At 66.0% G+C, this 23847-nt stretch carries 22 protein-coding genes and 1 tRNA gene; 9 read left to right on the forward strand and 14 right to left on the reverse strand.

All coding sequences use genetic code 11. The annotated features are described in order from the left end of the window. Positions 1-140: 140 nt before the first annotated feature. A complete protein-coding gene (locus LRM18_RS17855; protein WP_049471397.1) occupies positions 141-728 on the reverse strand; it encodes an NAD(P)H-dependent oxidoreductase in 588 nt (195 codons plus the stop codon). 127 nt (positions 729-855) lie between these two features. Between LRM18_RS17855 and LRM18_RS17860 the strand changes: the two genes are divergently transcribed. Continuing rightward, the gene (locus tag LRM18_RS17860) at positions 856-1848 is read left to right on the forward strand and encodes a LysR family transcriptional regulator (RefSeq protein ID WP_005410175.1); all 993 of its coding nucleotides are present in this window, start codon (positions 856-858) and stop codon (positions 1846-1848) included. 53 nt (positions 1849-1901) lie between these two features. Here the strand turns inward: LRM18_RS17860 and LRM18_RS17865 are convergent, their stop codons facing one another. After that, a complete protein-coding gene (locus LRM18_RS17865; RefSeq protein ID WP_270955176.1) occupies positions 1902-2975 on the reverse strand; it encodes a DUF4241 domain-containing protein in 1074 nt (357 codons plus the stop codon). A 124-nt stretch (positions 2976-3099) separates the two neighbouring features. Between LRM18_RS17865 and LRM18_RS17870 the strand changes: the two genes are divergently transcribed. Next, positions 3100-3189, forward strand: a tRNA-Ser gene (locus LRM18_RS17870). A 407-nt stretch (positions 3190-3596) separates the two neighbouring features. Further along, positions 3597-4796, forward strand: a complete 1200-nt coding sequence (locus tag LRM18_RS17875) for a hypothetical protein (RefSeq protein WP_270955177.1) — start codon at positions 3597-3599, stop codon at positions 4794-4796. A 150-nt stretch (positions 4797-4946) separates the two neighbouring features. Here the strand turns inward: LRM18_RS17875 and LRM18_RS17880 are convergent, their stop codons facing one another. Both LRM18_RS17880 and LRM18_RS17885 read right to left on the reverse strand, forming a co-directional pair. Further along, positions 4947-7700 (reverse strand): UvrD-helicase domain-containing protein, encoded by a 2754-nt coding sequence (locus LRM18_RS17880; protein WP_270955215.1) that lies wholly within the window; start codon positions 7698-7700, stop codon positions 4947-4949. Positions 7701-7850: 150 nt separating this feature from the next. Further along, positions 7851-8840 carry an MDR family oxidoreductase gene (locus LRM18_RS17885; RefSeq protein ID WP_074725411.1) on the reverse strand — a complete coding sequence of 330 codons (990 nt, stop codon included), beginning with the start codon at positions 8838-8840 and terminating at the stop codon, positions 7851-7853. A gap of 101 nt (positions 8841-8941) precedes the next feature. Between LRM18_RS17885 and LRM18_RS17890 the strand changes: the two genes are divergently transcribed. The 4 genes from LRM18_RS17890 (at position 8942) to LRM18_RS17905 (ending at position 12470) form a co-directional block, all read left to right on the forward strand. Then, positions 8942-9289, forward strand: a complete 348-nt coding sequence (locus tag LRM18_RS17890; protein WP_049471387.1) for a helix-turn-helix domain-containing protein — start codon at positions 8942-8944, stop codon at positions 9287-9289. A gap of 488 nt (positions 9290-9777) precedes the next feature. After that, positions 9778-10185, forward strand: coding sequence for a hypothetical protein (locus LRM18_RS17895; RefSeq protein ID WP_270955178.1), 408 nt, complete (start codon positions 9778-9780; stop codon positions 10183-10185). Positions 10186-10261: 76 nt separating this feature from the next. Next, entirely contained in the window at positions 10262-11128 is an 867-nt protein-coding gene (locus LRM18_RS17900; RefSeq protein WP_270955179.1) for a hypothetical protein, read from the forward strand. 19 nt (positions 11129-11147) lie between these two features. Further along, positions 11148-12470: an XVIPCD domain-containing protein gene (locus LRM18_RS17905; protein WP_270955216.1), complete on the forward strand. Its 1323-nt coding sequence runs from the start codon at positions 11148-11150 to the stop codon at positions 12468-12470. A 49-nt stretch (positions 12471-12519) separates the two neighbouring features. On the opposite strand, the gene LRM18_RS17910 is transcribed toward LRM18_RS17905, so the two are convergent. Together LRM18_RS17910 and LRM18_RS17915 are read right to left on the reverse strand one after the other, a co-directional pair. Continuing rightward, positions 12520-14661, reverse strand: a complete 2142-nt coding sequence (locus LRM18_RS17910; RefSeq protein WP_270955180.1) for a TonB-dependent receptor — start codon at positions 14659-14661, stop codon at positions 12520-12522. Between the two features lie 73 nt (positions 14662-14734). Next, positions 14735-15379 (reverse strand): TetR/AcrR family transcriptional regulator, encoded by a 645-nt coding sequence (locus LRM18_RS17915; protein ID WP_270955181.1) that lies wholly within the window; start codon positions 15377-15379, stop codon positions 14735-14737. A gap of 81 nt (positions 15380-15460) precedes the next feature. Between LRM18_RS17915 and LRM18_RS17920 the strand changes: the two genes are divergently transcribed. Next, entirely contained in the window at positions 15461-16984 is a 1524-nt protein-coding gene (locus LRM18_RS17920) for an FAD-dependent monooxygenase (RefSeq protein WP_270955182.1), read from the forward strand. 8 nt (positions 16985-16992) lie between these two features. Here the strand turns inward: LRM18_RS17920 and LRM18_RS17925 are convergent, their stop codons facing one another. The 7 genes from LRM18_RS17925 to LRM18_RS17955 all read right to left on the reverse strand — a co-directional run bounded on the left by LRM18_RS17925 (position 16993) and on the right by LRM18_RS17955 (position 22026). Continuing rightward, entirely contained in the window at positions 16993-18696 is a 1704-nt protein-coding gene (locus LRM18_RS17925; RefSeq protein WP_154330848.1) for a PAS domain-containing sensor histidine kinase, read from the reverse strand. A gap of 215 nt (positions 18697-18911) precedes the next feature. Next, a complete protein-coding gene (locus tag LRM18_RS17930) occupies positions 18912-19094 on the reverse strand; it encodes a hypothetical protein (RefSeq protein WP_150826845.1) in 183 nt (60 codons plus the stop codon). Positions 19095-19104: 10 nt separating this feature from the next. Further along, positions 19105-19353 carry a hypothetical protein gene (locus tag LRM18_RS17935; protein WP_053462711.1) on the reverse strand — a complete coding sequence of 83 codons (249 nt, stop codon included), beginning with the start codon at positions 19351-19353 and terminating at the stop codon, positions 19105-19107. Between the two features lie 128 nt (positions 19354-19481). After that, positions 19482-19727 (reverse strand): hypothetical protein, encoded by a 246-nt coding sequence (locus LRM18_RS17940; RefSeq protein ID WP_270955183.1) that lies wholly within the window; start codon positions 19725-19727, stop codon positions 19482-19484. A gap of 123 nt (positions 19728-19850) precedes the next feature. Continuing rightward, positions 19851-20120 carry a hypothetical protein gene (locus tag LRM18_RS17945; RefSeq protein WP_049471373.1) on the reverse strand — a complete coding sequence of 90 codons (270 nt, stop codon included), beginning with the start codon at positions 20118-20120 and terminating at the stop codon, positions 19851-19853. A 103-nt stretch (positions 20121-20223) separates the two neighbouring features. Then, a complete protein-coding gene (locus tag LRM18_RS17950; RefSeq protein ID WP_223224834.1) occupies positions 20224-20697 on the reverse strand; it encodes a hypothetical protein in 474 nt (157 codons plus the stop codon). Between the two features lie 90 nt (positions 20698-20787). After that, on the reverse strand, positions 20788-22026 hold the full coding sequence (locus LRM18_RS17955; protein WP_270955184.1) for an NADH:flavin oxidoreductase/NADH oxidase family protein: 1239 nt from the start codon (positions 22024-22026) through the stop codon (positions 20788-20790). An 89-nt stretch (positions 22027-22115) separates the two neighbouring features. On the opposite strand from LRM18_RS17955, the gene LRM18_RS17960 reads away from it, so the two are divergent. Next, entirely contained in the window at positions 22116-22595 is a 480-nt protein-coding gene (locus LRM18_RS17960; RefSeq protein WP_270955185.1) for a MerR family transcriptional regulator, read from the forward strand. A 16-nt stretch (positions 22596-22611) separates the two neighbouring features. Here the strand turns inward: LRM18_RS17960 and LRM18_RS17965 are convergent, their stop codons facing one another. Further along, a complete protein-coding gene (locus LRM18_RS17965; protein WP_270955186.1) occupies positions 22612-23823 on the reverse strand; it encodes an MFS transporter in 1212 nt (403 codons plus the stop codon). Positions 23824-23847 lie beyond the last annotated feature (24 nt).

Consider the following 23847-nt stretch of genomic DNA (forward strand, 5'->3'; position numbering starts at 1 on the left):
GGCGCAGACCCCAGGCCGGACGCCACAAAAAAAACGGCCCCGCACAGCGGGGCCGCCAGGGTGGGCCGGGAGGGGGAGGGGATCCCGGCCCGCGTTCAGCGCCCAGACGAGGAGAGAGGGGCGCCGAACGTTGGAACGCGTTACGCAGCGACGGCTTCGGCCGCTTCGTGCGACGGCAGTGCTGCCAGTGCACCGGCGATGGCGTCTTCACGGTGCTGCGGCGAGTAGGCGATGCCCTCGGCGCGCACGAACTCGACCTCGTTGATGCCCATGAAGGCGAACACCTGGCGCAGGAACGGCTCCTGGAAGTCGGCCGGCGAGTCGGTGTAGATGCCGCCGCGGCTGCTGGCGATGATCACCCGCTTGCCACCGGCCAGGCCCACCGGGCCGTTCTCGGTGTACTTGAAGGTGCGGCCGGCCACGGCCACGCGGTCGATCCAGGCCTTCAGCGTGGACGGGATGCTGAAGTTGTACATCGGCGCGCCGATCACCACGATGTCGGCCTCCAGGAACTGCTGCATCACCTGTTCAGCATCGGTCGCCTCGGCGGCGTCGGTCTTGGCCAGCGAGCTGCTGCGCAGGTGCGGTACCGGATTGGCGTCAAGATCGCGATAATCGACCTGCAGGCCATCGATCTGGCCGGTGAAACGGGCGACCACGGCGGCCGACAGCTGCCGTGAGACGGAGTTGTCGCCAAGCACGCTGGCGTCGAGATGCAGAAGCTTCATGGCAGTCACCTATGTTCTGGGAGGAAGGGGCGGGGTGGCCCCGCCGACGGAGAGAACGATAGGTTGTTGCAAACGCGGGATAAAGGTGGTTGAATGCCACGTATTGTTCTAGATATGGAACTCGGGCATGCATGACCTGAATGATCTGTACTACTTCGCGATGGTGGTCGACCACGGCGGGTTCGCCGCTGCCGAGCGCGCGCTGGGTATTCCCAAGTCGCGACTGAGCCGCCGCATCAGCCAGCTGGAAACCGACCTGGGCGTGCGCCTGCTGCAGCGCTCCACGCGCCGTTTCGCGGTCACCGACGTCGGCACCAGCGTGCACCGCCACGCGCAGACGATGCTGGCCGAGGCCCAGGCCGCGCGCGAAGTGGTGGACCGCCTCAGTGCGGAACCGCGCGGCGTGGTGCGCGCCAGCGTACCGGTGTCACTGGCGCAGATGCAGCTGCCCAAGCTGCTGCCCAAGTTCCTGGAGCAGTACCCGAAGGTGCGGCTGCAGCTGAACATCAGCAACCGCCGCGTGGACATCATCAATGAAGGCTACGACGTGGCCCTGCGCGTGCGTTCGCGCCTGGACGATGACGGTAGCTTGGTGATGCGCAGCTTCGGCCAGGTGCAGGAACTGCTGGTGGCCAGCCCGAAGTACCTGGACCGCGCCGGCCGCCCCAAGGACCCGGAAGAGCTGACCCAGCACGTCACCCTCAGCATCAGCGAAGACGAAGCCCGCCAGCGCTGGGAGCTGCATGGCCCGGAAGGCGAAGTGCGCCGGGTCGACCTGCAGCCGCGCGTGGCCGGCTTCGACTTCCCGCTGCTGCAGAGCATGGTGAAGGACGGTTTCGGCATCACCATGCTTCCGGAAACCGTGTGCGCCGACGCCGTGCGCAACGGCGAGCTGGAAGTGGTGCTTCCGGACTGGTCGCTGCCGCAGGGCGTATGCCACGCCGTGTTCGCCTCGCGCCGCGGCCTGCTGCCGGCGGTGCGCGTGTTCATCGACTTCCTGGCCGAGCACCTGCCGCCGCAGCTGGAGGCCTCGCGCCTGGATTGCGGTGGCGCCTGTGAAAAGGCCAAGGAGCGGATCAAGGCCAGTGCACTGGGTGCGCTGGCGGTGGATGCCGGCTGAGAGAGCTGAACGGTAGCGCCGGGCCATGCCCGGCGTTGCTGTTTTCCAGCTGATCAGTTCCGGCCGAACAGCCGGTCCCAGAAACTGCGGCGTCGCGCTGCGGCCGGTGGCGGTTCGGCCGCAACGACGGGTGCTTCCAGCACCGCCATCAACTCTGCGCTGCGCGGCTTCTTCAGGAAGCGCGCATAGTCCAGATAGCCGGTCACCTTGCTCATGTGCAGGCGCTCGGGCATCGCTGGTAGCTCGCCACCCTGTAGCAGCACCCGCAATGCCTGCGGGCGGTCCAGGCGGATCGCCTCGTACAGGGCGGTGCCGCCGCAGCCCGGTTCGATCTGGTTGGCGCGCTGCGGCGCATCCTTCAGCAGGTCCTGCAATGCCTCCGTGTCGTCTCGTTCGACGGCGGCCACCAGTCGCGCCAGCGCCTCGGCTTCTGCAGCGGGCAGGTTGTCGCGATAGGCCTGGTCGGCAATCTCGCGCTCGTCGCGCCCATCGCCGCCCTGGATGCACAGGAAATCGGTGACCAGGGCGACCGGAATGCCGGACGTATCCAGCGCCCAGTAGCTGGGATACACACCGTCGCCCCAGCCGCTGGTGAAGACCACCAGGCCGTGCGGCGAGTCCTCCCCCCAGGGGCGGTACTCGGCGCCTTCGTCCAGGCCATCGTGGTCGATCAGTGCATCCGACCATTCACTCTCTTCGTCGCCATCGGCCTGTTCGATCAGGGCCAGCAGCGCCTGCTGGGTGTCGGTATCCATGAAACAACCGATGCCGGCGTCGACCGGGTAGCCGATGAAGCTGTCCTCATTCAGGCCGGTCAGGTCCTGCGTGGTCCAGCGCGCCATCTGCCAGTGCAGGGCAGACGCAGTGAGGGCTTCGCGGGGCTTGAACCAGACCACGGCCAACGCCGGGCGGCCGCTGTGCACGATGATTTCGACCGGGTGCCGGCCCAGCGGGGCGGTGTAGTCGGCCAGCGCAGGCGCCTCGGCCTGGACCAGCGGATCGCAGACCACCAGCTGCCCGCTGCTGACCGGCAGGTGCCCGGCGAAGGTGCGGTGCAGGGCCACAGCGGCCAGCTGGGTATCGTCCAGCAGGCAGGTGCGCAGGTTGGCCAGATCGAGATGGGCCATGGCGGCTCCGGGTGCGGTGAAGGCCCCCACCGTGCCGGATGCGAAGGGCAGGGGCAAGGTGGTCTTGGGCAAACGCCCTTCACGTGCGAGAATACGCCGCTGCCCGGGCGACCGGGACCCGATTGGAGAGATGGCCGAGCGGTTTAAGGCACCGGTCTTGAAAACCGGCGAAGGGTTAAACCTTCCGTGGGTTCGAATCCCACTCTCTCCGCCAATTTCAAAAAGCTCCTGGGGATAGGAGCTTTTTCGTTTCTGCGCAATCTGCTGCCGAACCCAGCCTTGCAGCTCGGATTGCATTCACAGTGCCCGCGACCGATGCGAATGGAGCGCGGAAAGCGGCTGGCCCTGATCTTGCCGTGTTGGGTGCACAAGCGGGCGCCGCGCGTTTCAATCGCTCGTAGATCGAAGAAATTTCTCTGGCTGGCGCGTTCGAATGACCCGTTCGCCTGGCCGAAGAACGAGGGCTGCCGGCTGTCTCCCGGAATGTCGGCCGCGCTTGCGACGCTTGGGTCTGCATGCGGTGGTTCGAGCTGGGCGATCCGACTGACTACAACCAATGGCACGGGCACTGCCTGTTGGCGTTTCGTAGCGTGAAAGCGCTTTCGCCATTGGATCTATTGAATGAATGCATGGGTGCTGCGCACTGTTCTTCTTTGTTTTCCACTGCAAGCCATTGCTGGCAGTGGTACTGAAAAGCCCGATCCGTCACGAGTGATAGTATTGGGCGTCGACCATGCAGCTCAATTGGTTTCATCCAATGACAGTCCGGCAATGCTGGCGGCCTTCTTGGATCGTGCGCAACCCGACGCGATCTGTATCGAGCGGTCTCCGGAGGCCTTTGCTCGGAACGACTACTACGAATTCACCTATGAAGTTCAGGATGTGATCGTGCCCTTCGCCCGCGCCAGGGGCGTGGATCTGTGCCCAATAGACTGGGCGCCTCCGTCAGAAGACGCCAAGCTTGGCTTTGGCACCGATCTGGAAGCAATTCCGCAGGTGCGCCCTGATCAGGGTTTTCAGGGCTTCCTGTCATTCCCACGCCCGGCACAGCTGAACAGAGATATTTTCCACGCGGATACCGAGGTGAACCTTGCCAAGGTTGCCCAGTGGGCTGTGACTCCCTCAAAGCGAGCAAAAGATGACCTGCCACGTCGCTTATACCTCTATCGAACCTACTTGCAGGCGAAGAGAGTGGCCGCAGCTGCGAAGGCGCGGCCTGGTGGCACCATCGTTGTAGTTGTCGGCGAGTTCCACAAGCGTGATATGGAAGCCGTTCTTTCCGATGACGACAGCATTCTTCTGGTACAGCCCACTGCCATCGGTAGACCGAGCGATGCCCAACGGGCTGCGGCGAATCGCGATGCGTACCGGTATGCAATCGCCAGCTTCAATCTACTGGGCGTCCAGGCCGGCACCGGGAATATCAACTACGCGTTTGTTGATGAAGCGGTAGCAGCGCTGGCGCAGAGCACGCCAAGCGCCGAGGTTGATCTGTATCGCACCAGGCTGGATCTGCTACGGAAACGCATAACCTCAGAGCAAGCCGTCGAGCGATACAGAACGATCGCAACGGCTGCTGGAGATGCGCGTTTCAGCTGGACAGGCGTGAGTGACAACCAGCGTGTCGATTCCTATTTCGACCCCTTCGGTAACCTGAGTGTGAGGCAAAGAGCACTTCTTGAAGCTGCTCGAGAGCTTGGCGGCAGCACGCGCATGGTTGAGGCCGAGGCGATCGCTGGCACGATTGCCAACGAGCTTGACCCAGCTAAGTCGCGCCAATTCCAAGCGTACTTTGAGCGTTACATCAGATCTGGACGCTAGAAGCGCGGATGCTCGAGAACGACAACTGGAGGCGTCTTCCAAGACACCACAACTGCCAGAACAAATGAACGCATCGTGGTCTCCTTATGCTGACCAACGCCCCGATCCACTCAGGGCGTTAATTACTGGGCGGCGAGGAAACCTGCAGCCTCACCCACGCCGCCCACCCTTCGGCTTGTTATGGCACAACGGATAACTCGAGCACGACCGGAAGGCCCCGTGCGGCCCATTGCGGTCCACGAACACGCCCACCTTGCACACCGGGCAGCGCTCTTCGTGGATGGCCGCGCCTGAAATCGCGGTCACTTCCACTGCTCCGTCCTTCACCAGCTCATCCAGGAACGGCGAGTGCCTGCCCTGCAGGGTGAACATCGCAACCGACCGTCGCGCCCGCGTCAGCGCGACATAGAACAATCGCCGTTCTTCGCTCAGTGGATAGGTATCCCCGTCCGGCATTGCCAGCGAAAGCACCGGGTCATCCGCACGCAGGCTCGGGAAGCTGCGGTTGATCATTCCCGGCAGGATCACGTAGTCCGCCTCGCGCCCCTTCGATCGATGGACAGTCAGGAACTCGACGTCCATCGTGCTGCCGAAGGCGGTCTTCCAATCCAAAGGCATCGCGCTGCGGTCCGCGCGATACCGCCCCAGAACGAATACAGTCACGCGCCCGTTGCGGCCCTGCGGCACTGCACCTGACAGCAGTTGCTGGTGCAGCGTCGCAAGGTATTGGCGAACACCATCCTGCACCTCCTCACGCCGGTTCATCTGGAACGCCTGCAGCACCGGACCCATTGCCGGCGCAGCAGAACGGACCTTCTTGCCGATCTGCGCAGGGTTGCGGCTGATGAAGCGGCTGGAAACATCGCACAGTGCCTGCGGGCAGCGGAACGTCTGCTCCAGTTTCAGCACCTGGCCATGCCCCATCCACTCGCGGAATCCGGTCATCACCGAAACGTCGGCACCAGCGAAGCGATTGATCGACTGCCAGTCATCGCCCACCGCGAACAGATGGCGGCCCGGTTGGCTGACCAGCGCACGGCAGAGGCGCGCACGGGCGCGCGAGGCATCCTGGAATTCGTCGGCCATCACCAGATCGTAGGGTGATTCATAGTGGCCCTGTTCCAGCAGCCCGGCGGCCATGTTGAGCATGTCTTCGAAATCGATGCTGCGCTCGTCAGCCAGTGCATCGTCCCAGGCCTGGAAGACCGGCCCGGCGATCTCCAGGAAACGCCGGTAGCGTTCCTTGAACTTATCCTCGGGCATCTGCCGCAGACGTGCGGCCATGTCATCCAGCGTCAGGCAGTTGCTCTTGGCATGCGCAATGAAGGTGCGCATCAGGCCAATCAGGTCTGCATCCGGCATCGGCTTGGCGCCCTGATCAGGCAGCTCGCGGTCCGGGTTCGGGTCGAGTTCGACACCAGACGCACCCAGCCGCTCGGCAAGATCCTGCAGCGCATGTCCACTGCGCAGGCCAAACGAGGTCGTCTCGACCAGGGCAGTGCCGCGCGCCATATGCTGCTGGCGCTTCCAGTGCATCCCTTCGCTGTAATCGGCAAAGTGCGGCGGCGGCTGGCCATCGGCATCCAGCGCGAAGTGCTCGTGATACAGCCGGGCGTCCGGGTAGTAGAAGTCGGGACGATACTGGCGGTGGGTGTCTGTCGCGGTATCGAACTCGTAGCGCCGCTCGTAGTCATACGCCACGCCGTTGTAGAACAGCCAGTCGGCGATGACGCACTCTTCCAGGCTCTTCACCCGCTCGCCCTGCAGGGTACGCATGTAGGGCGCACCATCGCGGTCGTAGCCATCGGCCATCATGTCGGCACCCAACGGCGGCAGATCGCGTCCGAACACCAGGCGGAACATGTCCCACTGGGTGCGGAAGTGGGTCGAGCGGTCCTTCAGGTCGTCCACCAGTTCGGCCAGCTTGTTGAAGCCCAGCGTCGCGTCGATCGCCCATTCCGGGATATCAGGCTTGCGTCCCGTGGCTTTGGCGATGATGGCCAGGCCGAGGGCGTGGAAGGTCCGCGCCTCGACCACGATGTCGCCCATGCCGAGCCGGTCGAAGCATCGTCGCGCGCGCTCCTCCAGTTCGTTCGCGGCGTCCTTGTTGAAAGCGAGCATCACGATCCGTTCGGGCTCCACGAAGCCGCGATCGATGGCATAGGCGGCCTTGGCGACCATCGTAGAGGTCTTGCCAGAGCCGGCTGCGGCCACGACCTGCACCCGGTTGTCGAAGCAGATGACGGCGCGGGCCTGTTCCTTGGTCAGCGGCCTGCTCTCGACCCGGTCCAGGAAGGGCTTGGCCAGGCCCAGTTCGCGGGTCGCCATTGCCTCATTGGCGTCCGCCCACAGGGCGGGCCAATCCAGCTGCCAGTCGTGCAGCGCGTCCAGTGCCATGCGGTGGTCGGGCGCGTGCAGGTCGTCGTGCACCTCCTCGTCGAGGAACAGCTGCTCCAGCTCGGCGGGCGGCAGGGGCAGGGCGGGGCGGTCGGCCAGCAACGCCTGCTGCTGTTCGTGGGTGATCCAGCGGCGTCCGGTGGTGCCTCGGTCGGTAAGCGCGTCTGCCTCGGCCAGCCACGCCTGGATCTGCGCCAGAACGCGCTCAAACAGTGCCTTGCGCCCCCGCCTGGAGCGCGCGAAAAGGACATGCTGCACGGCAGCCGCAAGCCGGGAGCCCTGGCTGTTGGGCAGCCCATCCACGGACAGTGCTTCACCGCGCTCGGTCGTCAGTTCGACCCGGGACCAGAGCACGCCGCGAACGACCCGCACGCTGTGTTCGTTCGCCACATGCAGGTGGTATTTTCTGCCGTCGATCAAAAGCGCGAGCTGTTCGCCATCCAGCCGCAACTGCCAGTCCGGCGAGCGGGTCACACGCTGGCCCCAGCCCGAGGGGCGCCATTCCATAGACATCCAGATACTGCCTTGCGTACGTCACCGGGCGTAAAGTGCCCTTGCCGCCCCATGATAAGGCGGCTTGGCATGGCGCGCTGGGTCTCCGGTCACTCGCGCACGCGCGCCAGCGAAGGCATTGCACCCCCGCCGGCGCGTCAGGCGTCAGGCGTTCACATCCACGACAACGCGGCCGCGCACCTTGCCGGGGATGATCTGCTCATAGACATCCAGCACCTCGGCGAGGCCGATCTGCTGCACGGTGCTTTCCAGCTTCTGCGGGTCCAGGTCGGTCGCGAGCCGATCCCAGGCGCGCTGGCGAACCTCTTGTGGGGCATTCACCGAATCCACGCCCGCAAGGGTCACATTGCGCAGGATGAAGGGCAGCACCGAGCCGTGCAGTGCATCGCTCTGGGCCAGGCCACAGGCGGCCACGGCACCCCGGTACTTCGTTTCGGCGATGGCATTGACCAGCGTTGGGCCGCCGGCCACATCCACCACGCCGGCCCATCGCTCGGCACTCACCGGCCGCTCGCGCGGCTCCGAAAGCTGCGCACGATCGATGATCTCGGCCGCACCCAGGTTGTGCAGATACTCGGCATGCTCCGGCCGCCCGGTGGCGGCCACCACGCGGTAACCCAGCTTCGACAGGATCGCCACCGCGATCGAGCCGACGCCACCGTTGGCACCGGTGACCAGCACATCGCCCTGTGCAGGCGTCACCCCGGCATGTTCCAGGGCCAGCACGCACAGCATCGCGGTGTAGCCAGCGGTGCCGATGGCCATGGCGTCGCGGGTGCTCAGGTTGTCGGGAATCCGGTTGAGCCATTCGCCCCGCACCCGGGCGCGCTGGGCCAGGCCGCCGTGGTGGCCCATGCTCAGGTCCCAGCCATTGAGCACGACGCGGTCGCCTGGCTTGAAGTCGGCCCTGCTGGATTCCAGCACCACGCCTGCCAGATCGATGCCGGGAATGAGCGGGAACGTCCGGATGACCGGACTCTTGCCGGTGAGGGCAAGCGCATCCTTGTAGTTGAGCGTGGAGTACTCGACCTGTACCAGGACGTCGCCGTCCATCAGGTCGGCCTCGTCGAAATCGACCAGCTCGGTCGAGAGCTGGTTGTTCGTCTTGCGGGTCAGCAGTGCTTTGAACGTCATGGACGGCCTCACATTCACGGGATGGGGCCATGCTAGGCTCGCGCCTCTATCGCAACAAGAACGACGATTTTCCGTAGGTACTATGGTTTTCCGGAGTATGCATGCGTAGCAAACGGTGGGACGGCAAGAGCGGTTGCGCGGTGGAAGTCACGCTGTCGGTGATCGGCGGCGTGTGGAAGCCGATCATTCTTTTTCACCTGATGACCGGCAAGCGGCGTTTCATGGAACTGACGCGGCGGGTGCCCAATGCCACCCAGTCCATGCTCACCAGCCAGCTGCGTGAACTGGAAGCCGATGGCGTGGTGATCCGCCACGTGTACCCGGAAGTGCCGCCGAAAGTGGAATACGAGCTGTCCGAGTTCGGCCGCACGCTGGCGCCGGTGCTGCTGGCCATGCGCGAGTGGGGCGAGACCTACCGCGGCTATCAGAGCACCCAAGGCGATAGCTGAAGGCTGCGCAGCGTTGCGCTTGCCGCATGTGGGTTTCGCGAATGCTCACCGCTACCGGCGGGTCTTTGGCACCGGGAGCGCGCGTGTCGCTTACGGCTGGCCAGGGCGTCCGGCAAGTGCGCGTCGACCGGAGTCATCGGTTGGCGAAGAACGCCAGTCAATGGACAACTCGACATCCACTGACGCAACCAACGTAGCAACGTGATCGATCAGGATTTTCCTGCTTTCCACCGTCGGTTCAGGGCGGTAACCATGGCCGCGCCAAGGCACTCGCCGTGGCCGGGATTGGCGTCCTGAACGTACATGATGCGCGGCGTCACGGTTGCAGCCAGAGTTGCAACCGTGACAATGCATCGCCTGCCAGTTCATGGTGGACGGTGCGTGGGGATCTCTCGATCCGCCGGCTTCTTGCATCATGTATCCGGCACGCCAACCCGCACCGTCCGCCACCTTGCATCTGCAGGTGGCCACATCGTGAGGTTGCCGTCATGCCCGAACGTCTTCCCGACCATCCCCGCCTGCATGCGCTGCTGGGCGCCGCCGTGCGCGATCTTCCCGCTGCGTTGGCCGAAACGCTGGAGGATGCGCTCCGCGAGTCCGCCGAGTTCGTCACGCCATCGGCATTCTTTGCACACCTGGCAGGCCACGGCAGGAACCTGCGCGCTGATGGCGAGGCCTGGAGTGAAATGTGCCTGAGCCCCGGCCGCGCCTTCGACATGGCCTTGGCGACCCGCAGCATTTCGGGCATCACGGCGTTGACGGCGGTACTGCACGCTGCGCATGTGGCGCGGGAGAGCGACGATCCCGCCTGCTGTCCCTCCGCAGCCGTGATCGAGGGCCTGTTCAACGCCTGCCAGGTGCTGTCACTGCAGGTGGAGCGCTGCCAGGTTCCATAAAGGGCTGCGATGCGGTTCCTGTTCCGTTGACGCTCGCTTCCTTATAGTGGCGCTGGAACCCTGCAATGGAATGCCCATGCACGTGATGTCCCCCGGCCGTTGCCTGACGCTTGCACTTGCCGTCGCGGTGAGTGCCGGCGCGTGTGCGCGGCCGCCGTCCACCGAACACGAAAGGAATCCCGCCATGTCCGGCGCCCCACAGACCGGCCGCACGATCAACGGCCACACCTATACCGATGCGCCCGTGGACGTGAAGCTCGGGCCGAACACTTTCCGCATTCCGGCCAACTACCTGGACAGCCAGATCGCACCGTGGCCGGGCGAGGGCGTGACGCTGGTCATCGAGTGGCCGGATATGACGCCGACGGCGCCGGGTGCGCGGGCGAGTCCGCGTACGAATGATTTCCGGAAGGAAATTGCTGTGGCGATCGACTACATCGATCGTGCGCCAATCGAAACATCATTGGAGCGATTGTCCTCCAACCAGGCATCCACCGAGGAAGGGTCGGTGGAGCGAGGGGATCCTCGGGATCGGCTCGATCTGCGTATTGCGCGGCCCACCGTCATGGGACTGACGCCTTACGCCATCGATGAAACGAGGATGGGGATTTTCTCGAAGGAATACGAGGCACGCTATGGAAAACCACCCACGCGTAATCCTGCCTATGAAGATGATTGGTACATCGCGCGCGCTCCAAACGGCAGTCTGACCACATTCATCAAATGCGAAAGCACGGCGTTTCGGGGGGATGGCGTTCGCCTGCAGGGCGATCAGGTCATCAGTGAGCAAGGGCAAGCCGCTGCGGGGTGCTTCCACTATTTCTCGGATGTGGAGAACAAGCTCTCCATCTCGCTGAACTACAAGCGGGCCTTCCTGGCGGACTGGAAGCGGATGGAAGATGCGGTGCGGGATATTCTCGCGCGCTCCCGAGTCCGGGAGTGAGTGCATTCAGGAGCAGGCGATGGGCGGATTGACGCAAGGAAATCTCAAGATTCTGGCCAGCTATGCCAAGGCCGGAAACCGCGAGTTGTACTGGAACTATCTGTCGCAGCTGCCAGATGCGGATGGCTATGGCACGCTTGCGCTGGGCGTCGTTCGCAACGACAGCTTGCCAGGCCGCGTTGCGAACAGCTATGCACAGGAATATGCCCGGAATCAGGAAGGCAAGGGCTCCGGGTTTCCCGACGCGCAGCTGAGCGAGCGCCAATGGGAGATGTTTGGGCAGACGCTTCTGCGCCAGGACCTGGAGCGACGCCTGTTCTGGATGGAGCAGGGGCGTCCCGAATTTGCACTGAATCTCCCCGGCAAGGACGTGATGCTGGCTCACGACCGCGCCTTTGAACGGCATGAACTCGATCCCAACTGCTGGACGCCGCGCGTGTTGCTGCAGGCAGCTGAGCAGAAGAGCGGCCCCGAGAAGCTGGAACAGATCTGGACCAACATGCTCAACAACGACTATGCCGGAGGCCCGCGCGTAGGCAACACCAGCGTCGATGTCATCAGCCAGATGGGATGGGCGAAGGGCGGGCAGTACCTGACCCGGTTGAGCGTGCTGGAAGCCACCCAGGCACTGGAAGGGCGCTCAGCAGTCGATCCAAACGTCATCGGTGGCAGCAGCTACTACGCGATGTACTTCGAAGCGGACAGGAAGTGGGCCAGTGTCAGCGCGGGTGGTGGCCACATGTCGATGCGTGAGATCACCGATCCGGCCCGCATCGCCGAGCTCAACGACGCGCGCGAGGTTCGTCTGGAGCGCCAGGAAAAACGCACCCAGTTCCACCCGGACGACCCGTACCGGACCATCACCCGCAGCCCGCTGACCGCAGCCGTGGACGACGTGCCGGATCCCTCGCAGGCACCGACCCGCCTGGCCGACATTGGTCCGGGCCACCGCGACTACGCACTGATGCAGCAGGTGCGCGAAGGCGTGGCCGCGATCGATGCCCGCGCCGGGCGTACCCACGATGAGAACAGCGAGCGCCTCGTAGCGAGCGTGATGGCATTGGCCCGTCGCAACCAGCTTGAACGGGCCGACCATGTGCTGCTGAGCGCGCAGACCGCCGAGCATCCGGCCGGCCGCAACGTGTTCGTGGTGCAGGGCGAGATGAGCGATCCCGCGCATCTGCGAGCGGTCATGCCTACGGACACGGCAGTGCAGACGCCGGTCGAACACTCGCTGCGGCAGATCGAGGCTGCCAGCCTGGAGCGCCAGCAGGCGGCCATGCAGCGCCAGCAGGACAACGACGTCCACGCGCGTGACAACCCTGCGATGCGGATGGGCTGAGGTTACGCAGCAGAGCCGCGCGGGCGCCCGGCTCTGCTGGAAGGCCTTCTCAGAAGCGGTAGGCCGCCTGCACATACACCCGCCGCGGCTCGCCCGGGAAGTGCCCGTTGCGTTCGATGAAGCCACTGGCTGCGTACACCTTGTCGAACAGGTTCTTGACGTTGGCCTGGAACTGCCACTGCTTCCACGTGGTCTTCCAGCTGATGTCGAATACCGTGTATGCCTTGACCGCCTGCCCGTCCAGGCTGACGCGGGCGCCGACATGGTCGGCGCCGAAGCCGATGGCCGAGTTGATCGAAGGCAGGTCGTAGCGTGTCCACAGGCCAAGCTTGTTCCGTGGCGCATTCGCGAAGCGGTCGCCGGAGGCATTGGTGATGCCGTTCGGTCCGGCATCCTTCACCCGTGCGTCGTTGTAGGCGTAGGTCAGATTCACCACCCAGCGCTCGGTCACGTCGGCCAGCAGGTCCAGTTCCATGCCCGTACTGCGTACCAGGCCCAGCGCGGCCAGCTGGTTCACGCCGTCCCGCACTTCGCCGGTGGCCTGCACGATGTTGCTGCGGTCGATGCGGTAGGCCGCCATGTTCAGGGTCACACGTTCGGCCAGCAGCGATTTCATGCCGATTTCCCATTGCCTGCTGCGCTCAGCGTCGAAGGGCCCACCGGCCGCCGGATTCTGGTTGGCGGCACTCTGCGGCACGAAGCCACTGGCGACGTTGGCGTACAGGTTCACGCCGTCCCGGGCGGTAAAGGTGCTGCCCAGGCGCCAGCTGAGCGCGTTGCCATCCACGCTGCTGCCACCCATGCGGTCTTCATCCTTGAAACCATCCCAGCGCAGTCCGGCCAGCACGTGCCAGCGCGTGCCCAGGCCCAGCTCATCCTGCAGGTAGCCGCCGTAGCGCTTGCTGCGGGTGGCGGTGCTGCGCCATGGCAGGGCGGCCAGGTTGTAGTCGTGCCAGGTGCTCGCGCCATAGACCGGGTTGAACAGATCGATGCCGCGCACCGGGCCGGCGCCGCGTGCCAGGTCGGCACTGTTGGCGGTCTGCGCGGTGAAGTCGGCGTCAAGCTGGTAGACGTCGGCGCCGAACAGCACCTTGTGTTCGATACGGCCGGTGTGGATCCGCCAGACTGCATTGCCGCTGGCGGTGAAGGCCTCGTTGTCGCGGATCTGGTTGCGCAGCTGGCGCGTCATCCATTCGGCTACGCCGTCGCGGTCACGATCGATCAGGCCCATCGGTTCGTGGTACATCTGGTGCTCGTTGTTGCTGAACCAGCGCGCAGCAATGTCCACGTCCAGCGTATCGAGCGGTGCGAAGCGATACTGCGCCAGTGCGACCCGGGCGCGCATGTCGAGGAAATCACTGGCCTCGTTGTGGTTCCATCGCCGGTCGGTCAGGAAGGTGCCGGCATCGTTCACTGGCACACCGCGCAGCCGGTTGCCGCCCAGGTTCTGGGTGATGTCGGTGAACTGCAGCACCAGCTCGCCGGTCTGGCCAACGTCGAAGGCCAGTGATGCATCGCCGATCACGCTTTCGCTGTCGGCGTTCCAGCGCACGCCCTGCTCGGTGTCGGCATACAGGCCGGCGCGATAGCGGATGCTGCCGCTGGCATTCAAGGGGCCGGTGCCTTCGATCGATCCGGCGCGGAAGTCCTTGTCGCCTGCCTGCAGTTCGATGCGGCGTTCGGCGGTGGCCCTGGGCTTGCGCGTCACGTAGTTGATGACACCGCCCGCATCACCACCGCCGTACAGCGCACCGGCCGGGCCCTTCAGCACTTCCACGCGTTCGATGTTGAACAGTTGCGGCACCGAGAAGCCTGCATAGGGATCACCGCGCAGGCCGTCGTAGAGCACGTTTTCCTGGCGGAACCCGCGCAGGGTGACGCCGGCATAGCTGAAGAAGCTGATGCCGCTGATGCTGCGGTAGAGGTCGGTGACCTGGCGCGCAGCCTGGTCGTCGATCAGCTCACGCGGCACGACCTGGATCGACTGCGGTACCTGCTCCAGCGGAGTATCGGTGCGGGTGCCGACAGCGGCATCGTCGGCGCGGTACAGGGTCTGTGCGCGGCCGCGGACTTCCACTTTGTCCAGATCCTTCGGGGCATCAGCGGAGGCATCGGAGGCCAGTGCAGGTGTAGCCAGGGAAAGGGGCAGCGCCAGGCAGAGGGCGTGCTTGAGCGGGGTTGGAAGCGGCATGAGGGGGTCGGGGCGGGCTGCAAATGAGAAAGATTAGCATTTGCAACGCTTCGGGGCCTATCCCCCGAATGCGCTATGGACGCAGGCCCGGGTCGGTATAGGGGGTGCCGGCCAAGGCCACCAGCACGCCGGTGCCACCGCGCACGATCAGCTGCAGCATCGCTTGGCGCGGATCCTCGCCCCTCTGCTGGCTGGCCAGTCCACTCTGATAGGCGGCCACCATCGACGCCAGCAGCATGGCTGCGCCCAGGCGTGCCTCGGCGTCATCCGCCGGCCGCCCGACGGCGCTGGCCATCAACTGCGCGAGGTCGTCGGCCAGCTGTGCCTGCAGCCGTCGTGCATGTGCCACCAAGGCCGGGCTGCCGGCCACCGTGGCCCAGAAGGTCGCTGCACCGGGATTGATCCGCAACAGGGGATGGCCGCTGTCGAGCAGCTCCCGCGCCAGCGCCTGGAAGGCGGCCAGCGGGGCCATGCCGCGGCGCGCCGTCATGCCCTCGCGCAGCAACGCGCGTGCCTCCTCGTCGCGGTCGAATACCAGGTCCTCCTTGCTGGCGAAATAGTTGAAGACCGTCTTGCGCGAGACTCCGGCGGCCTCGGCGATCTCGGACATCGACACCGCCTCGAAGCCACGCCGGATGATCAGTTCGGTGGCGACATCGGAAATTGCCTGTCGGGTCTGTGCCTTGCGTTGCTCGCGACGGCCTTGGGGCGGGGTCATGGCGGTTGGCTTGTGTAAACGTACACCGAGTGTAACATTGGCGACGCCAGAGTGCCGGTCCGGCGCTCACAGGGAATTCCCATGTTGTACGACGTCGTCATCGCCGGGGCCGGCCCGGTCGGCTTGTTCCTGTCCTGCGAGCTGGCCCAGGCCGGCTGTTCGGTCCTGCTGCTGGAGCAGGCTGAGTCGCCCGATGCAACGCTGAAGCGCCTGCCCTTTGGCCTGCGTGGCTTGAACGCGCCCACGCTGGAAGCGCTGGATCGGCGCGGCCTGCTGGACGCGGTCGCGGCCCGCCAGGTGCTGAAGCCGGACAAGGGCGCACCGCCGCCCGGCACCGCCCATTGGCTGGCGCAACCGCGGCCGCTGGGAGGCCACTTCGCCGGCATTCATTTCGCCCTGGATGACGTGGACAGCGGGCGCTGGCGTGATCGCCTGCCGACCCCGGTACCCACGCAGATGGCGGTGGAGCTGCAGTCGCTGGAGGCGGTGCTGGCCGAGCGCGCAGTGTCACTGGGTGTGCAGATCGAGCGTGGCTGCACGGTGCAGGCAGTGCACGCACGCGAATCACAGATGGAGGTACAGACCGGTCGCGGGCTGATGCGGGGGCGATGGCTGGTCGGTTGCGATGGCGCGCGCAGCACGGTACGCAAGCAATCGGGGTTCGTGTTCGCAGGGACGGCGCCGGAGTTCACCGGGCACACGCTGCAGGTCGAACTGGAGGACCCGTCGGTGCTCACCCCGGGGCGTCAGTTCACCGAACATGGCATGTGCAATTTCAACCCGCCGGGCATGCTGGCGCTGGCCGATTTCGACGGTGGCGCAGGCCACCGCCTGCCATTGGACCTGCACGCCGCCCAGGCGCTGGTGCGGCGGGTGTCCGGTCGCCAGGCAACGATCACCGCGGTGCATCTGGCCACCACATGGACCGATGCCGCGCGACAGGCCACGGCCTATCGCAGCGGCCGCGTGCTGTTGGCCGGTGATGCGGCGCACATGCATTCGCCGTTGGGCGGGCAGGGGCTGAACCTCGGCATCGGCGATGCGATGAACCTGGGGTGGAAGCTGGCGGCCGTGCTGCGAGGCGACGTGGCGGAGGGGCTGTTGGACAGCTATCAGGCTGAGCGCCATCCGATCGGCGCCCGGGTGCTCGACTGGTCGCGTGCGCAGGTGGCGTTGATGCGGCCGGGCCCCGGGTCGCGCGCGCTGGCGGCGGTCATCGCCGACCTGGCCGCGACCGGCGACGGTGCCACCTATCTCGCCGAGCGGTTGTGGGGCGTGGCGCAGCCACCGGTGTTCGACGGCGGCCACCCGCAGGTTGGCCGAAGCGTGCCTGACGTCCATCTGGCCGATGGCCGCCGCATGGGAGAGCTGCTGCGTGCGGGGCAGGGCGTGCTGCTGGGGCTCGATGCCGGCGATTCGTTCGGCCCGATCAGTGAGCGCTGGCAGCGCTCGGTCACCTGCGTGATGTCCACGGCGCGCAACACGCTGGGTCTGGGCGCCGTGCTGGTCCGCCCCGACGGTGTCGTCGCCTGGGCCTGCGATGCCGGCGGCGATGCGTCGGGGCTGGCGTCCTCGCTGGAACGCTGGTTCGGTCCGCCGCGGTGAGCGAGCGGCTAGGGCGAGGCCACCACAGCCGGCGCGCGGCGCGCGGCCTCGGTCATCACCGAGGCCAGCTGCTTCAATGAGTAAGGCTTGCGTAGCAGGGTGAAGCCATGGCCAGGATCCCGCGCAAGCAACTCGCTGTAGCCGCTGGTGAGGATCACTGGGAGCTCTGGCAGGCGGTCGCGGATGGTACGGGCCAGATCCAGGCCGTTCATGCCCGGCATCACGACGTCGCTGAACACCACATGGAAGCGCGAGGCATCCCGTTCCAGCTCGGCCAGGGCCTCGTCCGCATTGCGCGCAAGGACCACGCTGTACTCGAGCTCGCGCAGGGCGCCGACCGCAAATTCGGCCACGTCGACGTTGTCTTCCACCACCAGCACGCAGACGCCATGACCGTGCTGCAGGCCCGGTTGCGCCGCCGGCCGTTCCGTCGTTTTTCGTGCCTGCGCCAACGGCAGGTACAGCGTGAAGCGGGTCCCGGCGCCGGCCTGGCTCTGCACGTCCACTTCGCCTTCTGACTGCTTGACGAAGCCGAACACCTGGCTGAGCCCGAGCCCGGTCCCGGCGCCGACGCTCTTGGTGGTGAAGAAGGGCTCGAAAATACGGTCGACCACGTCAGGGTCGATGCCCGTTCCGGTATCGGTCACGCTGATCGCAGCAAAGTCACCCTTCATCGGCGCGGCGAAGCGCACCGAGGGCACCGCGGTGACCTGTTCCACTTCGATGGTCACCCGGCCGTGTCCCTCGATCGCATCGCGGGCATTGACCGCGATGTTGATCAATGCGGTGTCCAGCTGGGTGCGGTCCAGCAGCACCGGCAGCGGCGTACCGGGCAACGTCAACGACACCTGGATGCGCGCGCCCAGAACCGTGGTGATGATGTCCGAGAGCGCGTGCACGCTCTCGCAGAGATCGAAGACCTCCGGCGACAGGCTCTGGCGACGCGAGAAGGCCAGCAGCTGCGCGGTCAGCTTGGTGGCGCGGTCCGACGCTGTTGCAATGGCCTGGATGTACCGGCGCCGGGAGTCGTCTGCCGGCCACGTATGCAGGAGCATGTCCACCGAACCGGTGATGACCTGCAGCAGGTTGTTGAAGTCGTGGGCCACCCCGCCGGTGAGCTGGCCGATCGCTTCCAGCTTCTGCGATTGCCGCAGCTGCTCGCGGGCGCGGACCAGTTCCAGGTGGGCCTCCCGCGCCTGCTCGGTGATCGCCGCGACCTGGCGGCTGTGCAGGTCGCGCTCGATCACCCGTTCGGTCTGCTCGCTCACTACGCACAGGATGCCCGCCACACTGCCGCAGCCGACGCGCAGCGGCGAATAGGAGAACGTCCAGAACGTTTCGCGCAGCGTGCCGTCGCGATCCATCATCAGGGGCAGGTTCTTGAAGCTGCGGCTGGTGCCGGCAAAGGCATCGTTGACCGCCTGCACCACGTCCGGCCATACGTCGGCCCAGACATCCTCCAGGCGATTGCCCATCGCGCCGTGCAGCTTTTCCCCCAGCATCGGCAGGTAGGCATCATTGAAGAAGAAGGCCTTGTCTTCCTTGCCCCAGGCGAGCCACAGGGGTTCGGGCGAATCCAGGATCATCGCCAGCAACGTGCGAAGCTCGGCGGGGGCGCTGGCAGCATTGGCCGAGCGGGCCCAGTCGCTGTCCTGCAGCAGTCGGTAGGCGAGCTGATCGGGTGCAGAGACAGGCAGGGGAAAAGGATGCATGGCCGCCGATGGCGCAGGAAGGTGGCGCAGCATAGCCGAGCGCGTGTCATGGCGCCCTGCACACCACCGGAATGAAGGGCATCGCCACTTTGCGGTCAATGGGGCAGCGTTGCGCCTGTGTCCAGCAGGTTGCTGCTATCGCGGCGCCGCGCGCTGCTCACTACGCCCGCGGACTGCGCCGCACGAAGGGCGCGAAGGCGGCCTGATCGGCGCGTCTAGTCCTTGCGTCCGGCCCGCGCGGCCAGGGCGTCGCGGCCGGCGTCGGTGAGATCGATATCTCCGTCTTCCGCCTGTACCGCCAATCCCGCGTTGACCGCCCATGTCGCCGCATCGCCGCGCACCGGCTGCGCGGCGGCGATTGCTTCAAGGATTTCCCGCTGTTGCGCCGTCATGCCCATGCACTGGCCCTCAGATGCCCAGCAACGATGCCGGTTGCCAATCCGACAGCCGGGCGTGGCTGACCGGTTGGTGGCAGCCGCACCCGTCGCAACGGAACAGTGCCCCGCCGGGCAGGTGCACCAGATTGTCTTCGTTGGCCGAACTCGTCGACGAGCAGTGCCGGCAGGTGACGGTGAGCGCGGTGATGCGCTGCACGCTGCCTGACAGATCGAACACGGCCTCGAACGCGCGAATGACAGGGTGGGCGGTGTCCGGCATCTGAATCTCGACAGGGTGGGGAAACCCGATCCTCGCGCGTCTGCCGTGATGGAGCAGTCAGCCGGATGCATGGGCCTGATCAAGAACGGCGCGACAACGCGGGCGCGGCAACCGGCAGTGCCTCTTCTTCAGGGTTCCTTTTTCTTTCCGCTCAGGTCCAGCGGCCTGTCGCTGTCCTTGCGCTCGCTCGACCACACCTCCATGCCCTTGTTGCAACGGCTCTCGCGGGCGGCGACCTCGCGGGGCAGGTCCTTCAGCAGGGGCGAGTCCTGGCAGGCCGGATGCATGGCGCTGTCGTCATAGGTGGCACAGGCGCTGAGCGTTGCCAGAGCGGCGGCAATGACGGAAGCGTAAAGGACGGGGTGCGGGCTCATGGGGGGTCTCGGTTGATGCCGGGCTGGCCATGGGATTCAAATCCGTGACACCCGGCACGCACAATCGGACCGATCACACTTGTTATTTTGTAACAGGTGCGTGATAGTCCGGCCCCTGCTGGGTCAGGCAATGCAGATCATCAGTACCGTGCACAGCACCAGCATCAGCACGAACACCCGCCGGCTCAGCGCCAGGCAGGCCAGATAAGCCGCCAGCGCCCACGCTGCCAGCAGCGCGCAGGCCACCACCCAGAGTCCGATGCCCATCATCGAGCCGGTCGCCAATGCAGACAGCGCGATGGCCTTGAACAGCGCCACGCCCAGTACGCTGCCCAGCATGCCGGCCTGCAGGGCGATGGCATCATGGCGGGCAGGTGCGCGGGCGTGGTGCATTGCGGGTCCGTTGCAGGCCGGGAACGCGGCGTCGGCTGCACTGTGCCCAAATGCACATCCACAAAATGTGTTCATTGCGCGCCGACAGCGCGGTGGAGCGCGTTCAGTCGAACTCAGCCCCGGCTGATTCCAGGCGCTGCCGGTACGCCGCGCGGTGCTGGTACAGGCGCTGGCATTCGGCGGACCTGTGGATGCGGCTGGCCGGTTCGCTGGCCACCGAGTCGCACATCCGCGCGATGTGGTTGCTGGCGGCCAGCTCGGTCACGAAGAACACGGCAGTGATGCCGGTACCGAGCAGCACCACGTACAGCAGGCGGCTGAGCCAGCGCGACCGCCGGCGCTCGACGTGCTGCTGGAGGGTCAGGTCGAAACGGATGATGCTGAGCACGATCCAGATGACCGCGACCAGGAAGCAGAGCGTGGGCAGCAGGCCGCGCCAGAGGCCGGCCTCGTACACCGATTCACTGTAGTGGACGGCGGCACCCGCACCGGCGATGGCGATCGCCAGCGCCCAGTTGCGGCCCAGCGAGAGCAGGTCGTCAAGCAGTTTTTCACGGCTCCTGGTCGGGCCAGCCACATCCAGTCCTTGTGCGTCCGTCGATGGGCTGCGGCGCAGCCCATCCATGGATGGTGGCGCATCACTGCAGCGATGAGAAGCCTGCACGACTCAACAGGCGCCGGCCCGGTCAGCGACCCAGCGACGGTAGCGGCGGGTCCGGCATTTGGCGGCCGCTTGTGCCAGCAGCAGCGCCCAGACGGGCGAGACGCCGGGTGCGGTGGGCCGACGCTTGCTCAGCCGCCCCAGCTGGTACTTCACCGCAGCCATGTGTGCGCTGGCGGCCAACGGCTTGCTGCGCCAGTCGATGGTGCGCAGTGTCGGCGCCGGATCGCGGCCCTGCTGCCAGTGCTGCGGCAGATCCGGATCGATCGCCAGTGCGGTGGCGATGCCGACCATGGCCACGCCACTGCTAAGCACCTGTTCGGCCACGGAGTATCGGCGGATGCCGCCGGTGACCATCAGCGGCAGGGTCGCCACCGTGGCGATCTCGCGCGCGAATTCGAGGAAGTAGGCTTCGCGGGCCAGGCTGCGCTGGTCGCGCGCAGCGCCGGTCATGGCGGGTGCTTCGTAGCTGCCGCCGGATAGTTCGACCAGGTCTACGCCGAGCGGCGCCAGCATTTCCACCACGGCGCGCGCATCATCGGGAGAGAAGCCGCCGCGCTGGAAATCGGCGGAGTTGAGCTTCACCGCCACGGCGAAGGCGGGTGACACGGCAGCGCGCACGCCCTGCACGATCTCCAGCAACAGCCGCGCACGATTGTGCAGGCTGCCGCCCCAGCGGTCGTCGCGGCGGTTGGACAGTGGCGACAGGAACTGGCTGAGCAGGTAGCCATGCGCGGCATGGATCTGCACGCCAGTGAATCCCGCGCGCTCGGCCAGCTCGGCACTGCGGATGAAGCGTGCGATCACCGACGCGATGTCGTCCTCGGTCATCGCCTTGGGCGGGGCGAACTGCTTGGACAGCGCACCCATCTGCAATGGGACGGCGGACGGGGCGAGTGCGGGTTGGCCGAGTGCAGCCGGCATCTGCCGCCCGGGATGATTGATCTGCATCCACATCTGCGCGCCCCGCGAGCGCGCCGCGTCCGCCCAGGCGATGAAGCGATCAAGATGGCGATCATCTTCCAGCACCACGCCGCCGGGGCCGGTCATGGCGCGGCCGTCGACCATCACGTTGCCGGTGATGATCAGTCCGGCGCCGCCATCGGCCCAGCGCTGGTAGAGCTGCAACAGCGCCGCAGAGGGCGCGTGATCGGCGTCGGCCATGTTTTCCTCCATCGCCGCCTTGGCGATGCGGTTGCGGACGACGGCACCGGAGGGCAACACCAGTGGGGAGTACAGCGACATCGGACAGCTCCAGGACAGGGGAATGACGCTACGCTAACCTTCAAGCTTGATTGAAGGTCAACAGGCCTGGGTGCCGAGGATTCATACAGATGAAAATTGGTGAGCTGGCCCGCCGCACGGGTCTGGCGGCCTCGCGCATCCGCTTCTATGAAGAAGCTGGGCTGCTGATGGTGCCGCGACAGGCCAACGGCTACCGCGACTACCCGGAGCAGGCGGTGCTGCTGCTGGAGCTGATCACCGGCGCGCAGCGCGCCGGCTTCAGCCTGGAAGAGATCCGTGCCCTGCTGCCGCCGCACCTGGGCCAGTGGCAGCACGATGCGCTGATCTCGAGTCTGCAGCAGAAGGTGGCCGATATCGAGGCGCTGCAGGTACGGTTGGCGCAGAGCCGGGCGCACCTGCTGGCGCTGATCCAGGACATCCAGGCGCGGCCGGACGGCATTGACTGCGCGGCCAATTCGCGGCGGGTGCTCGAGCGCGTAAAGCGTGGGGAACTGGCAAGGCCGACCTTGGCGGCCGGCGATAAAGCGTTGCTGCGACCGGATCGCCGTCACCGCAAAGGCAGCGACTGACGATCCGGCGCAATGTTCAGTGGCTGCCGGCGACTGCGGTCCCGCGCTTCTTGTCCAGCGTCACCGCCACGCACCACAGCAGCAAGCCGCCGATGGCGGTGGCCGCACCCACATAGCCGGTGCTGGCCGGGCTGAAGCCGGCGCTGATGGCCATGCCGCCCAGCCACGGGCCAAGCGCATTGGCAGTATTGAACGCAGCATGGTTGGAGGCCGCCGCCAGCGTCTGCGCTTCACCGGCCACGTCCATCAGGCGGGTCTGCAGTACCGCCGCCAGCGCGCCCATGGTGCCGACGGTGATGATCATCGGGCCGATGGTCCACACCGACTGTGCGGCCAGCGGATACAGCAGCAGCATCACGATCGACCATACCAGCACCACGGCGGCGGCCTTGAAGTGGAACCTGTCCACCAGCCAGCCACCGGCGATGTTGCCGATGATCGCGCCGATGCCGAACACGCCCACCGCCAGCGGCATCCACGATTCGGCCACACCGGTGACCTGTACCAGGGTGGGGGCCAGGTAGGTGAACACGCAGAACATGCCGGCAAAGCCGACCGCGCCGATCGCCAGCGCCAGCCACACCTGGGACGTGTTGAAAGCGCGCAGCTCGCGCATCGGCGAGGTGCGCACTTCGTCCGGATCCGGCAGCAGGAAGCGGGCGATCATCGCCACTGTGGCGATGGCCAGCACGCTGACCAGGGCAAAGGCGGTGCGCCAGCTCAGCTGCTGGCCCAGCCAGGTGGTCAGCGGGTTGCCGACCAGGATCGCGATCGACAGGCCCAGCAGAACCCGGGACATGGCTTGGCCACGCTGGCCAGCGGGGCTGATCGCGGCGGCCACCAGCATCGCCACGCCGAAATACGCACCGTGCGGCAGCCCGGCAACGAAGCGTGCCGCCAGCATGGTGCCGTAGTTCGGTGCCAGCGCGCTGGCGAGGTTGCCCACTGCGTAGAACCCCATCAACGCCAGCAGCAGCTTGCGGCGCGGGAAACTGGCACCGACGAAGGCGAGGATCGGCGCACCGACCACCACGCCGATGGCATAGGCGCTGATCAGGTGGCCGACCTGGGTCTCGGAGATCGACAGGCCACGGCTGATCTCCAGCATCAGGCCCATGCTGGCGAACTCGCTGGTGCCGATGGCGAAGCCGCCCAGTGAAAGGGCGAGGATGATCAGAGTGCGCTGACGGGGCGTCAGCCGCGCAGCCAGGGAAGAGGTGGGGCTCATGCGGGGGCGCGATGGGGCGGGGAG

Origin of the sequence: Stenotrophomonas sp. PI_27, from assembly GCF_027854495.1 — a bacterium.
Taxonomy (GTDB): Bacteria; Pseudomonadota; Gammaproteobacteria; order Xanthomonadales; family Xanthomonadaceae; genus Stenotrophomonas; species Stenotrophomonas pavanii.